9 protein-coding genes are annotated in these 12,199 nt (G+C 42.4%); 6 read left to right on the plus strand and 3 right to left on the minus strand.

Going from position 1 to position 12,199, the window contains the following annotated elements:
• Nucleotides 1-3 precede the first annotated feature (3 nt).
• The 5 genes from secD (at nucleotide 4) to LEP1GSC185_RS16690 (ending at nucleotide 6,208) form a co-directional block, all read left to right on the plus strand.
• On the plus strand, nucleotides 4-1,947 hold the full coding sequence (secD, locus tag LEP1GSC185_RS16665; RefSeq protein WP_008592589.1) for a protein translocase subunit SecD: 1,944 nt from the start codon (nucleotides 4-6) through the stop codon (nucleotides 1,945-1,947).
• Nucleotides 1,940-2,878, plus strand: a complete 939-nt coding sequence (gene secF, locus LEP1GSC185_RS16670; protein ID WP_008592156.1) for a protein translocase subunit SecF — start codon at nucleotides 1,940-1,942, stop codon at nucleotides 2,876-2,878. Before secD ends, secF begins: the two co-directional genes overlap by 8 nt.
• The gene (locus LEP1GSC185_RS16675; protein WP_008592841.1) at nucleotides 2,875-4,158 is read left to right on the plus strand and encodes a bifunctional diaminohydroxyphosphoribosylaminopyrimidine deaminase/5-amino-6-(5-phosphoribosylamino)uracil reductase RibD; all 1,284 of its coding nucleotides are present in this window, start codon (nucleotides 2,875-2,877) and stop codon (nucleotides 4,156-4,158) included. Before secF ends, LEP1GSC185_RS16675 begins: the two co-directional genes overlap by 4 nt.
• Nucleotides 4,143-4,748 (plus strand): riboflavin synthase, encoded by a 606-nt coding sequence (locus LEP1GSC185_RS16680; RefSeq protein ID WP_008592408.1) that lies wholly within the window; start codon nucleotides 4,143-4,145, stop codon nucleotides 4,746-4,748. Before LEP1GSC185_RS16675 ends, LEP1GSC185_RS16680 begins: the two co-directional genes overlap by 16 nt.
• A gap of 254 nt (nucleotides 4,749-5,002) precedes the next feature.
• A complete protein-coding gene (locus tag LEP1GSC185_RS16690) occupies nucleotides 5,003-6,208 on the plus strand; it encodes a bifunctional 3,4-dihydroxy-2-butanone-4-phosphate synthase/GTP cyclohydrolase II (protein WP_008592643.1) in 1,206 nt (401 codons plus the stop codon).
• On the opposite strand, the gene pdxH is transcribed toward LEP1GSC185_RS16690, so the two are convergent.
• The 3 genes from pdxH to LEP1GSC185_RS16705 are packed head-to-tail and all read right to left on the minus strand — an operon-like array spanning nucleotide 6,205 to nucleotide 8,822.
• The gene (pdxH, locus tag LEP1GSC185_RS16695; RefSeq protein WP_008592639.1) at nucleotides 6,205-6,846 is read right to left on the minus strand and encodes a pyridoxamine 5'-phosphate oxidase; all 642 of its coding nucleotides are present in this window, start codon (nucleotides 6,844-6,846) and stop codon (nucleotides 6,205-6,207) included. The genes LEP1GSC185_RS16690 and pdxH overlap by 4 nt on opposite strands.
• A 5-nt stretch (nucleotides 6,847-6,851) precedes the next feature.
• A complete protein-coding gene (locus tag LEP1GSC185_RS16700; protein ID WP_008592466.1) occupies nucleotides 6,852-7,697 on the minus strand; it encodes a prepilin peptidase in 846 nt (281 codons plus the stop codon).
• Between the two features lie 9 nt (nucleotides 7,698-7,706).
• A complete protein-coding gene (locus LEP1GSC185_RS16705; protein ID WP_008597215.1) occupies nucleotides 7,707-8,822 on the minus strand; it encodes a pyridoxal phosphate-dependent aminotransferase in 1,116 nt (371 codons plus the stop codon).
• A gap of 321 nt (nucleotides 8,823-9,143) precedes the next feature.
• Between LEP1GSC185_RS16705 and LEP1GSC185_RS16710 the strand changes: the two genes are divergently transcribed.
• Complete coding sequence (locus LEP1GSC185_RS16710; protein ID WP_008592278.1) at nucleotides 9,144-12,173, plus strand: vWA domain-containing protein; 3,030 nt, start codon at nucleotides 9,144-9,146, stop codon at nucleotides 12,171-12,173.
• The last annotated feature ends 26 nt before the right edge of the window (nucleotides 12,174-12,199 follow it).

Raw genomic sequence — 12,199 nt, forward strand, 5'->3', positions numbered from 1 at the left:
AATTTGAAATCTGTCCAATGGATTTTTGTTCCAATATTGGTTGTAGCGGCGTCATTGACGCTTCTTTACCCGAACTTCGCCGAAAGGGAATTGGAACTCGCAGTAAGAAAAGAATTTAAACAGTTACCAGAAGAAACCCGCAAAGATTTACTTTCTAGTTTTGCGGAAAGATGGAAAACCGATTATAACCCGAAAGGAGATTGGCAGATAGAGCCTGATCCGGGCGTTTTTCCGGAGCAGGACTATTATTTAGTCAAAGGAAGATTTATCACTTCCGCAAAGATTAACCAGCTTTCCCAAGAAAACCAAGAGCTGATCTTAGAACCTAAAAACAAACTTAGACCTACTTGGGTAGAAGAGTATATTTTCGGCGGAAGACCTTTGGCGATCCGATTGGGATTGGACTTACAGGGCGGTATGAGAGTCGTTCTAAAAGGTGATTTCGACGATTATACTTCTAAATTAAAAGATTCTTACACAAAAGAGATCGAAGAACTTACTCGTAAAAAAAGCGATGCTAGCCTTTCCGAAAAAGAAAGAAAGGAAGCCACAGATAAACTTAAAGAGATCGATAGTTATTTCGAATTAACTCCGAGCAGAAAACTCGCAGAGTTGGAAAAAGCAAAGCTCATCATAGACAACCGTTTGACCAACCAAAACCTGACCGAACCTCAGGTGCGTATCCAGAAAGACCAAGATTCCATCGAGGTTTCTTTGCCTGGGGTCAGCAACTCTTCTCAGATCTTAGATATTATCCGAAACACAGAAACTGTGGAATACAGATTGAGAGAACCTTCCGATCCTAATAATCAGAATTCCAGAGGTACTTACCACGACGCCATCGAGTTGGAAGAGATGAAACTCATGAACCAAGGTAAGAGGGAAGAAACCGAGATCGTAAAATTCCAGAATATCGTAAAACAGAAACTGGGAAAAGACGAGCAGGATAAATTTCTGGAAGCTATGGAGAAGAAGTACAATATTCCTGAAAAATATAAATTGTACGTAAAATGGTCCCGGGCAAATAACCCTAAGGCCTCACTTCTTCCAAGAGAATTCGTGGTTCTGGAAAGAGCGATCTCTCTGGACGGAAAGGACATGAGAAACGCTCGTGAGAGCTACGATCAAAATCGACTCACCTATTACGTTTCCTTCTCCTTAACTTCTCAAGGCGCAGAGAAATTTTTCGATATCACCTCTAAAAACGTAGGAAGACAACTCGCAATCGTTTGGGGAGACAAAGTTATCTCCGATCCGGTAATTCGTAGTCCGATCGCAGGCGGTAACGCTCAGATCGATGGAGAATTCGGACAAAAAGAAGCTACCGATCTTGCAAATGTGATCAGCGAAGGTGCACTTCCTATCCCGTTGAACGTTTTAGAAATGAGATTTATCGGTCCTACTTTAGGGATCGAATCCATCGAAGTAGGATTAAAAGCGGTCCTTTTAGGATTCGCACTCGTGATCGTATTTATGCTGGTGATCTATAGATTGTCCGGCCTGGTTGCGGATATTGCACTTCTTGTGAACGTGATCGTGCTTATGGCACTTCTTTCCTTGATGGGATTTACTCTGACCTTACCCGGTTTTGCGGGGATCATCCTCACAGTGGGTATGGCTGTGGACGCTAACGTGATTATCTACGAGAGGATCAAAGAAGAACTTGTCGCAGGAAAACATGTTTCTGCAGCGGTTGCCCAAGGTTTTGAGAACGCTTTCTGGACGATCATGGATAGTAACGTAACCACTTTGATCTCAGGAATCTTGATGATCAAACTAGGAAACGGACCGATCAAAGGATTTGCGATCACTCTTTGTTGGGGTATCATCACTTCCCTGTTTACCTCCTTGTTCTTGAGCAGAATGATCATGGATTTATTGGTAAACAAACTTGGAGTTCGCAAACTCCAGATAGGATTCAAAAAACTGGAGTCCAAAAATGTTTGATTTTATAAAATATAAATACATTTCCATTACTTTCTCTTCTATCCTGATCTTAGTCGGGTTTGGAGTTACCTTCGGAAAATACGGCGGGTTTGCCACTTCTTTGGATTTTGACGGAGGTTTAAGAGCCGTTGTCGAATTTCCGGAGAATGTAGAGCGCAAAAACTTGGAGGAATATTTTTCCTCTAAAAACTTAGAAGCTGTTCTGGTACTAATGGATAAGGACAAAAACGATTACCAAATCGATATAGGCCTCGGTTCCGTTGACCAGATCAAACAACTTTATATAGAAAGAAAAGGGAAAGACAGCGTAGAAGCGAAGCAAGCATCCGCGATCGACGCCCTGATCGGCCTTTTACAAGAAGACTTTAAATTAGAAAAAAAGAAAATCCTATCCGCAAACCAAGTAGGTTCGGTGGTAGGAGCCGAGTTGACTTCTACAGGGATCTCCCTTTTGAGTTTAACTCTTTTCTTTATCATGTTGTATCTGAGTTTCCGTTTTCAATTCAAGTTTGCATTGGGAGCGATTTTGGCTCTTATTCATGACTTGGTGATTACAATCGCGTTTATCGGATTTTTCCAGATTAAACCGAGCGTTCCTATCATTGCGGCTCTTCTCACATTGCTTGGATATTCCATCAACGATACTATCGTGGTATTCGATAGGATTCGTGAAAATGCAGGAAACTTAAGAGATGCATTTTCCCAAGTGATCAATCTTTCGATCAACCAAACGCTTGCACGGACTTTCAATACTTCCGTGGCGACATTGATCTCTGTGGTTGCGATCATTATAGGTGGAGCAGTGGAGTTGTATGATTTCGCTTATGTTCTTACCTTCGGGATCATTCTTGGAACATTCTCCTCCGTATTCATTGCGGCTCCGCTCGTGGACATCTACGACACCTTAAGTAAGAGGTGGAAACGCTCTTGAGTTTTGTCCTCCCGGAAAATATTCGGGAGGAACTGACCCGCTATTCCTTTGTCTCCACCGGATATTCCAGCCCGAATCCTCCGGTGGCTTGCGTTTTAGAAGACGCAGATACAGGTGAGATATTAATCTCCGCATCCACACAGAAGTCAGGGCAAAATCACGCAGAAAGAGAAGCGTATCGTTTGCTTCTGGAAAAATTTCCAAGCGGAAAATTTCCATCTCATAATGCTTACGTAACCTTAGAACCTTGTTCTCATTACGGCAAAACCCCACCTTGTATCGATCTGTTTTTAACCGAAAAGCCGATTCGTTTAGAATACGGTTGGAGGGACCCGAATCCTTTGGTCCATTCTCAAGCCGGATTAAGCAGATTATCGGAGATAGGAGTGAAAGTAGTTGAGAATCCTAAGTTAGCCGAAATCTCTTCTCAATTCTTGTTCGGCTTCAGATCCAGGATAGAAAGAAAAAGACCGGCACTATTACTTAAGTCTTCTCTCAGCAAAGAAGGTTATTTCAGTTCGGGAGAAGGTCGTAGGGAAAAAATCTCTTCTTCCGAATCCGATACATTTCTCTCCATACTAAGAGCTAAGGTGGATGCGATCCTGGTCGGGCCAAATACGGTCCGAGTCGATGATCCAGGCTTGGATTTTAGAATACCTTCTTCTTTGCCGAAACTTGCTCCTCAAATCTTTCCCAGAATAGTGACTGTCGGTGCAAATCAAAATATCGGCAGGAACTCTTACAAAGGATTTTCGGGGTTGATCGCTTCTACCTTGGAATATTCTTCCCGTTCGGATATATTAGAGATCCATAAAGAAAAAGAGAAGGACTACCAACCGATCCGGATTTTCTTTTTACCGGATCAAGATTCGATCAGTGATAATTTTTTAGAAAAACAAAATCGGATCAATGAGAGAATCGGAAAGAAGAATGCAGCATTCTTTTTAGATAGGAAAAAATCTTATGAGCCGAATTTTATAGGTAAATTAGAAAACCTTTCTAAGTTTCCATTGGAGAAGATCGACTTTTCGGATATTTCCAGAATTTTAGAAGTTTTGAATTCATGGGAGATCAACACTGCATTGATAGAAGGTGGAAATTTTCTATACAAACTATTTTTACCTATCCTTAGCGAAGATGATGCTATCTTACAAATCAGATCGAATGTAGTTTCTTTTCCAAAAGGGATCTTGCCTGAATGGAAGGGAAAATTTTCTATGGAATGGAAGGCAGAACTAGGTTCGGATCTTTGGGAGTTGGGAAGATGTTCACAGGATTGATAGAATGCACCGGAAAAATCGAGTCTATCCAAGACACTGGCGACGGTAAAATTTTTAAGGTAGCCACCTCTTGGAAAGATCCCGACTTAAAAAACGGGGACTCCATTTCAGTCAACGGTGCTTGTCACACTGTCACTTCCTTCCAGGATAAAGGAAACAAATTTGAATTTTATTCTTCTTACAAAACTTTAGAACTCACTAATTTTGGAAGTTTTGAAGTTGGAACTAAGATCAATTTAGAAAGATCTGTCCAACCCCATACCAGAATGGGAGGTCATTTTGTGACCGGCCATGTGGATCTAACTGGCACCATTCTTCTTTCCGAAGAAAAAGATTCCGGCAAAGTGAGAAGGTTCATAATTTCTCACGATCCAACGTTTACCAAATATTTTGCGGTCCGGGGTAGCGTTACTGTGGACGGAATTTCTCTCACTATCGTAGATTCCAAACCGGGTGAATTCGAATTGGTTTTGATCCCGGAAACTCTTATTGTCACCAACGCATCCGAAGCATGGAAAGTCGGAGCCAAGGTAAACCTAGAGGTAGACCTGATCGCTCGCTATCTCGAACAGCTAGGTAAATACAGCTAAGGAATTTTCACTCAGAGGCGCAAAGTCGCTGAGAGGACGTAATGTTGGAGTTCCTACACTGCATTTGAAACCTATCTTAACCCTCTCCGAGTCTCTGTGGCTCTGCGTGCCAAAATCTTTGTGTCTCTAAATTCCGCTGCGTCTCATACCCGAAACCATATCCTTGGTTCGAATTACCAACTATCAGTCTCACTTTTCCGAGGTAGCTCCGATTTATCATGGAAAAAAAACAGTCCAAGAAATGAGGTGGAATCATGATCGGCTCCATTGAACAGGCAATCGAAGATATAAAAGCGGGGAAGATGATCATTCTCGTGGATTCCGAAGATCGGGAAAACGAGGGGGATCTTGTTTGTGCCGCCCAATTCACTGACAAAGAAAAAGTGAATTTTATGGCCACCTATGGAAGGGGCTTAATCTGTTTTCCGATGGAGGGAGACAGGCTCCGACAACTCGGTCTGAACAGAATGGTGGACGACCTGAGTTTGGGCGACAAGCATGGGACCGCGTTTACAGTTTCCGTTGACGCAAAAAACGGGACTACCACCGGGATTTCCGCCCAAGACAGGGCTACAACCATCCAAGTACTTATAGATCCAAAGACTACTCCAAGCGACCTAATGAAACCGGGCCATTTATTTCCTTTGCAAGCGGTATCGGGTGGAGTTCTCAGAAGAGCGGGACATACGGAAGCATCTGTAGATCTTTCCAAGCTTGCGGGACTTTATCCTGCTGCTGTGATCTGCGAGATCATGAATGATGACGGAACCATGTCTCGTCTTCCTGACCTGGAAAAATTCGCGGAAAAACACGGACTCAATATTTATACGATCGAAGATCTGATCCGCTACAGAAGGAAAAAAGAAAATCTGATCCATTTAGAAGTAGAAACCACACTCCCTACGGAGTATGGTGATTTTACGGTCAGAGCATATTCTACTATCATCGACGATAAGGTTCATGTTGCATTAGTAAAAGGTAAAATTGATAAAGACGAGCCGGTGATGGTCCGTGTACATTCAGAATGTTTTACCGGAGATATTTTCGGAAGTGGTCGATGCGATTGTGGGCCTCAGCTCCATTCTGCTCTTTCTATGATCGCTCAGGAAGGGAAGGGTATTCTTCTCTATATGAGACAAGAAGGTAGGGGGATCGGTCTGATCAATAAGCTCAAGGCTTATAATATGCAGGACCAAGGTTTGGATACTGTAGAAGCTAATGAGAAGTTAGGATTTGCTCCAGACCTCCGAGAATACGGTGTGGGCGCTCAGATCTTAAAAGATATAGGCGTAGGTAAGATGAAACTTCTCACAAACAATCCTCGCAAGATCGTCGGACTAGAGGGTTATGGTTTGGAAGTTACGGATCGAATTCCAATAGAGATCAAACCTACTGGAAACAACCACCACTACCTATTCACTAAAAAAATGAGAATGGGGCATTTACTCGGACTGAACTAAGGTTGTAGTCTGGTTTTTGCCCAAGAGCCGCTTTCTTTTCGGAATAGGATCCGATCATGTAAGCGGCTTCTTCGTCCCTGCCAAAATTCTATTTCAGAAGGTTCTAATACATATCCTCCCCAGTTTTCGGGTAAAGGTACGGTTTTACCTTCGTATTTTAGTTTTAGCTCTTCATAATGTTTATCTAAAATAGATCTATCTGCCACAGGATCGCTTTGAGAAGATGCAAGCGCTCCTATTTGGCTTGCGAAAGGTCTGGAATGAAAATAGTTTTCTGAATTTTCTCTGGAAACCTTGGAGATCTTTCCTCTGATCCTGACCTGTCTTTCCAGTTCTGCCCAAAAAAATACCAAACAAGCATTCGGATTGGATTCTAATTCTTTTCCTTTGGCGCTTGTGTAATTCGTATAAAATTGGAATCCTTCATTTTCGATTCCCTTGAGTAGAACGATCCTTGCGTCCGGCATTCCGTCTTTTCGAACAGTCGCCAATGTCATTGCAGTCGGTTCCAATACTTCCGAATGGACCGCCTGATCGAACCAAGTTTTGAAAAAATCGATGGGAGAATCTCCGATATCTTTTTCGTCCAGAGAAGCTTTACTGTATTCGTTTCGGATATCGGAGATATTGTTTTTCATATTTCTTATAAAATGAGATCAGCCCAATTGGGAAGTAAACCCGAATTTGAGAGCATTCTACTTATAAATGTCAATGCCAGACCGATCGAAAAATAGACTCCCATTGGGATCGGAACATGTCTCAAACTTTCTCCTTTTTTCCTCTTTAAGACAGTGACTATGATCGCTATCCCATACGAAGAATTTAAGAAGAATATCCACCATGGATGTATACTTAAGAAAGCGAATGCAGGAGCGAATATTGCATCGGCAAATCCCATACTTGCAGGGAATATAAAATAAATTAAGAAAAATACGGCGGAGAATGAAACATACACGATCAACTCGGCTTTGCCGGGGATAGAATCGAATAATAGATAATTTGCCAATCCTCCAAACAAAAGAATGAACGGCAAATTTTCGTAATCTAAAGAAAACTTTTTGAAGTCGGTGCTCGCCGCTACAAGCAAATGTCCGCATAAGGCGAGGAATACAAAACTTCCGAGTAATTTTCCGGAGAGAAGAAAGCTGACTACGAACAATAATCCGAACATCGCCTCACAAAGAGAATATAACGGATTAATGGGAGCCTTACAGTTCGTACATTCTTTTTTGGAGATCCAGTATCCTAATACAGGAATGATCGCTCTTCCTTTGATTTGTTTTCCGCAGGATTCGCAGGCGGAAGGTTCTAGTAAGATCTTTTTAAGCCTGAAAAGTTTGGAGCCGACCTTTCTCTCTTTTCCATAATAGAATCTAAGTATTCTATAGGCTAAAGTGGAATAAAAACTTCCTATGGAAAAGGAGACTAAAACGCCTCCAATCCATATAAAGAAGATCAAACTGGGAAATTCGGAATAGTACTCCGCCAAAATTTCCTCTTAAGACGCCAGTTCTTTTAGCGCTGTTATGCCTCGTTTCAGATTCTCCCATTCGGAAGCGAAACTGATCCGAATATATTCTTTGGAATCTACGAATATATAACCAGGCACTAAGATCAGGCTTTTTTCTTTTACTGCTCTTACGATAAAGTCGTCGTCCTTCTCCTTTATTTTTAAGAAGAAGTAGAACGCACCGCCGCTTTTTTTAAGCTGGTAATGGTCCTTTAGATTTTCGTAAACATAATCCCTTTTTTCCTTATAATCGTCTATATAAGGTTGCATTTCGGTTTTGAGTGCTTCTATTCCCATCCATTGGGTGACAGAAGGTGCGCAAACCAAAGTGTATTGTTGTAAGGTAGTTAACGTTTTTATGATAGGGGCCGGCGCCACTATCGAGGCAAGTCTTAGTCCTGTCATACTATACGTTTTAGAAAACCCGGAAAGAGTGATCGCTCTTTCATAAAAAGATCCTACGGACAGAAAAGACTTATCGTAATCGAATTTCTCGTAGATCTCGTCGGAGATCAGATAAGCTCCCGTTTTTTCCGCGAGCTCTGCAAGCGCCGTCAGTTGTTTTTTAGTTAAAACTGTTCCTGTCGGATTGGATGGGGTAGAGAAGATGATGATCTTTAACTTTTTATCCTTGAATACATTCAGGTCTTCCGGTTGGAAATCTTCCGAAACCGTATGCATTTTCCCGCCGTAAATTTTTATATAAGCAGGATACATTAAGAAGTGAGGAGTTACTACTAAGCACTCATCTCCTTCGTTCAAAAGAGAATTGAATAGTAGTAAAAACGCGGAACTGATCCCTGAAGTAACCAATATACGATCGGGACTCGCATAATCGATCTGGTTTTCCTGTTTGTATTTTTGGGAAAGTGCCTCTTTCAGTTCAGGAATTCCTGCAGTTAATGTATAAGCGGTTTTACCGTCGCGCAGCGCTTTAACCCCCGCTTCTATTATATTTGGAGGACAAGGGAAATGGGGTTGTCCAATGGAAAGATTGATCGGGTCTTTTAAGGTCCCGGCAAGTTCGAATGCTTTTCGTATGGCTGAGGAATCCAAACCTTGGATTCTTTGCGCTAGTACATAATCAAGGGTACTTTGGCTCATATAAATACGCTAATGTGGAAGCCTTATGGCGAACAAACGGAAATTGGATGAGGAGTAGAAAATTTTCACACAGAGGCGCATGGCACGCAGAGTAGCAAGGTCAAAAGAGCCGCAGAGGATTACGGCACGCAGAGGCGCAGAGAGGTGTGATGTTGGAGTTCCTACATTGGTTCAAATTTTTATACCTCCGCGACTCGGCGTCTCTGCGTGAGATCCTTAACGCTGTGCCTCCGTGTGATCTAGTTGGAGTTCCCAACCAATCGTTTTCAGAAATACCGAAATGAGATTGCCTCGGAATTCCACTTTCCGGATCTTGGGGACATGGATTCAATTTCAATCGCCGGCATCAAAGTACCTAAGTCTAAATTAGGAAATAACTCCGGCTCTTTAGGTTCCGATCTGGTGGAGACAGATTCCACGGTCAGGAATTTGCAAAATATTCTGTATCCTCTTTTAGAATCTAGGCCCGTGCTCCTAGTCGGAGACGCAGGTGTAGGGAAAAACGCACTTATCTATTATATCAACTTTAAGAGAAATCATCCTACTGCAAGATTCAGTTTTAACGAGGACACACTTCCCGAAGATCTGATCGGTTCTTACCGTTTACTTTTGGATGGAAAAGGTTTTGCTTGGGGAGACGGACCTTTGACTTCTGCAGTCCGAAGCGGTGCTAGCTTCGTTGCGGACGAAATGAATCTTTGTCCTCCCCATATCATCAAACGTTTTTCCACCGTTTATGAATCCAATTATCTGGAACTGATCGAAGGAGACGGAAGTCGTATCCACGGTGCAGACGGTTTCAATTTTATTGGGACCCAAAATCCTTCCGAAGGATTTGAGGGACGTAAACCTCTTCCTTTCGATATCACCAGATATTATTCTACTGTATTCATCGATTCTCATACCCCGGATGAGATCTTATTCATATTGGGGAAATTATATCCGAACATGAATACGGATATTCTGAAATCCTGTATCCGAATTTCTTTAGAAACCGAGTCTAAAGTGGTCTCTGGAACATTAGGAAAAGGTGATTTAGAAAAATATCACTTCAATATCCGAAACCTAAAAAAACTTTGTAATCGTATCCTGGCATTAAAAGCGGACCAACCCGAGCTTAGATTCAGGGAGCTTTGGAATTTTTATGTGGAACCGTTCCGTAAAGAAGAAGACCGAAATTCCCAAATAGAACTTCTGCTCAAGGAAACCGGATTAAAAACAAAGCCGAATCTTCCGGAGCCTAAGTTCGAAATACATAAGGGTTCCTTATTTTGCAATGATAAGGAAATCCATGTAACCAACGAAAATACCGCAAAAGAAATTCTATCTTCCGTTCCGATGCCTTTAAAACTAAGAGAGTTCGCGGAGAAGGTTTACTCTGCCGTTCAATTTAAAGAAAACGTTCTAATAGAATATTCCGAAGAGCAGGATCCTCAGCTCATTCTACCTTTGTTTACCGAGATTAGCGGTGTTCCATTGGAAGCGGTCCATCTTTGCAAAGGGATCCATACCGCGGATATCATAGGCGCTTTAAAACCGATCGCAGGTTCCCAAGTAGGATGGGTAGACGGCCCTCTTACAAAGGGGATTAGAGAAGGCGGGAATATTCTCATTACAAATCTGGAAGCGGCAGGCGCGGAACTAGTAGAAAAATTGAATATGCTTACGGACGATGCAAGAGCGCTTGTTCTTCCTCCGGAAAGTTCGGAAGATAAGCCTCTTTCTTTAAAGGAAGATTCCCGAATTTTTGCGCTTAAATTATTCAGAAAGACTAAATCTACTCCAACCATTTCAAGAGCGTTCCGTAACAGGTTTACCTCCGTTCTATTCCCAGAACTGGAAGATAATGCGACGCTCAAAGAGATCCTGAATTTTTATCTGCCGGAAGGTGATCTTGTTTCTAAAATGGCGGAGTTCCATACTAAGATTAAGGATCTTGCTAAAAAGAGAACGATCGGTTCCGCAAATTTGATGCCTTATACATTCGGACTTTCTAATCTTCTACAATGGAAGGACCATATCCTTCGTTATGCGGACGAGTCTCTCGGTAAAGAAGGACTGAGGGAGATCGCTCTCAGAGGTGGAAAGATCGCTTATTCCAACCAGGTGTCCGATCCCGGAGAAAGAAAAGAATTGGAAAGAATTTTGGAATTCTCCTTATCAGGGATCGAGATCGTATCGGACTTCTTCCAAACTTTGGAGGATAAGAAAAAAAAAACTCTGACTCCTTCCACCGAAATAGAAAAGAAACGTTGGTGGGATCCGGAACTACATAAGAGAGAACCTCTTACCGGAAAAGCAGAACTTAAAAACTCAGGAAGAGAACTAAGAGAAGGTCTGGAGATCAACACTCCTGAAACAGGTGGTCAAAGAAAAGAAGGACCTGATGCCTGGTACGGACAAGAGACCAGGGGGAACATGGGCCAAGGAGAACCCGCAGGCGGAGGCGGAGCCTGGGGTTATCGCACCGAGGAATTATACAAAGCATTCTTAGCAAAGCGCAGGATACTTTGGGAATATACCATCCAAACAAGCATCAAAGAATTTAAGGAAGTTTTCGGACGCAGCTTGGAAGAAGTGGAACTGAATCTGGAAAGGCTTTTTGATCCGGAGATAGATATCAACCGGATGTATAGAAGCGAAGGTTCCCGCATAGACACTCGAAAATATATATCCTTTCTCTCAGGCAAAGGAGACTCTAAGGTATTCGATAAGACCACTATCGATAAGGACGAAGAAAAACTAAAAGGTGTGGAAGTTGCCTTCTTGGTTTCCAAATCGCGTAGGATCTTCAACTTCGAATATTCTGTGGCTACATTATCCGCCATGCTTTCCAGCGCTCACATCTTGGATGAACACGACGTAAACTTCTCCGTAACGGCGTATTCGGATAGAATGAACCGAAAAGATAGGATCGACCTAGTCCAAGTGAAACGAATGGACGAATACTTCGATGCTAAGAAGGAAGAAGAGATGTTCGATTCTCTCCGTTCCGACTGGCAAGGGGATTCGATCGAAGAATACCAGCTCTTAGAACAGATAGAATCCTACTTTTCCCCGGAGGCCCAGACGAAAATACTGGTTATGATTTCGGACTTTAGGGGACAAAGGGGAAAAACGGAGATCGAACAGGAGATCCAATCCCGGGATAATAAACGTCTAAAAGCAGAGATCCTAAAACATTCGAATAAAAATTACGTGTTTTTGGGTGTGGGATTGGGTCGCAGATATATTGCTGAGCATTTATTTCCTGATTCCATCCAAATCACTTCCGAAAACTTTTATAATATGCCGAATTTAATCGGAGCGGAACTGGGAAGATTGATCCTGACTCACCATTCTTCCCGATAAAGGCAAGTGCGCGGTAAATTTCCGCG

This window comes from Leptospira licerasiae serovar Varillal str. VAR 010, from assembly GCF_000244755.1.
In the GTDB taxonomy this organism is placed as follows: domain Bacteria; phylum Spirochaetota; class Leptospiria; order Leptospirales; family Leptospiraceae; genus Leptospira_B; species Leptospira_B licerasiae.